This is a genomic window from Robertmurraya kyonggiensis (assembly GCF_005116465.1).
Classification (GTDB): domain Bacteria; phylum Bacillota; class Bacilli; order Bacillales; family Cytobacillaceae; genus Robertmurraya; species Robertmurraya kyonggiensis.
Genome location: NZ_SWBM01000061.1, coordinates 1 through 1,212, shown reverse-complemented (window position 1 = coordinate 1,212; position 1,212 = coordinate 1). Strand labels below are relative to the sequence as shown.

Genomic DNA, 1,212 nt, shown 5'->3' with positions numbered 1-1,212 from the left:
CCTTCTTAGAACTAGGCGCCTGCAACTTGCCAATAGTGTCGGCCTTCTTTGGATCAATTTCAATGCCATGCTCATGAACTATAAAGCCCAAAAACTTACCGGCCGACACACCAAAAGCACATTTGAGTGGATTCATCTTCAAACCATACCGACGCATTCTTTCAAATGCAAGTCTCAAATCGGCCAAATGAGAACACTTCCAGCCGATTTGACAACAATATCATCGATATAAACTTCCAAGATAATACCAAGCAAATCATGAAAGATTAAATTCATTGCCCTTTGATAAGTAGCACCGGCATTCTTTAAACCAAAAGTCATAACAATCCACTCAAACAAACCAACAAAGCCTGGACATACAAAAGCCGTTTTGGATATATCCTCTTCGGCCATAAATATTTGATTGTAACCAGCATTACCATCAAGAAAGCTAATCATTCTATGTCCAGACGCAGCATCGATAAGCATATCGGCTATTGGCATAGGATATTCATCTTTAGGAGTAGCACGATTAAGATTTCTAAAATCAATACACACTCTAATCTTACCCGTTCCTTTCTTTTCCACGGGCACAATATTAGAAATCCATTCAGCATATCGACAAGGTCTAATAAACTTTGCTTCTAATAACCGATTTATTTCCTCTTTAACTCGGTCATAAATTTCAGGATTAAAACGCCTAGTTGGTTGTTTATAAGGCCTAAAACCAGACTTAATAGGCAACCGATGCTCAACAAGCTCTCGGCTTAAACCAGGCATTTCATGATAATTCCAAGCAAAGCAATCGACATACTCCTTTAACAACTTTATTAATTCAGATTTAAAAGCAGGATCTAAATTCTTATTTACAAACGTCGGCCTGGGTATAGAACCATCACCAATGTCTACCTCCTCAAGAGGATCGGCCGATGTAAAACCACATCCTAGCTTGCTTATATCATCAAAATCTTCAATGGCTTCACACATATCGTTATGATGCGACCGATAGTGTTCAAGTCTCTGCTGCAACCACTCTCGATTATCCATTAAATCATATGAGATGATTCAGCTGATTGTTTATTGGCTTTATAACAGCAGGGATGAAGTCATTCTTAGTACAGCTGATAAACTCAAATAAACCCAAACATCTAACATCATTATGAATGCCAACCAAAGAGCTATCCTAAAGCAACACAAGCAGAAGTATCACCATGCACAACTTCTACATCATCA

At 38.4% G+C, this 1,212-nt stretch carries 2 protein-coding genes; both read right to left on the bottom strand.

Annotation, left to right across the window (positions count from 1 at the left end):
* Nucleotides 1–187 (bottom strand): reverse transcriptase family protein (locus tag FA727_RS25685; protein WP_206663867.1); only part of this gene is annotated, 187 nt, incomplete at its 3' end.
* Complete coding sequence (locus tag FA727_RS25680) at nt 175–1,026, bottom strand: reverse transcriptase family protein (protein ID WP_136833923.1); 852 nt, start codon at nt 1,024–1,026, stop codon at nt 175–177. The genes FA727_RS25685 and FA727_RS25680, both read right to left, overlap by 13 nt.
* Nucleotides 1,027–1,212 lie beyond the last annotated feature (186 nt).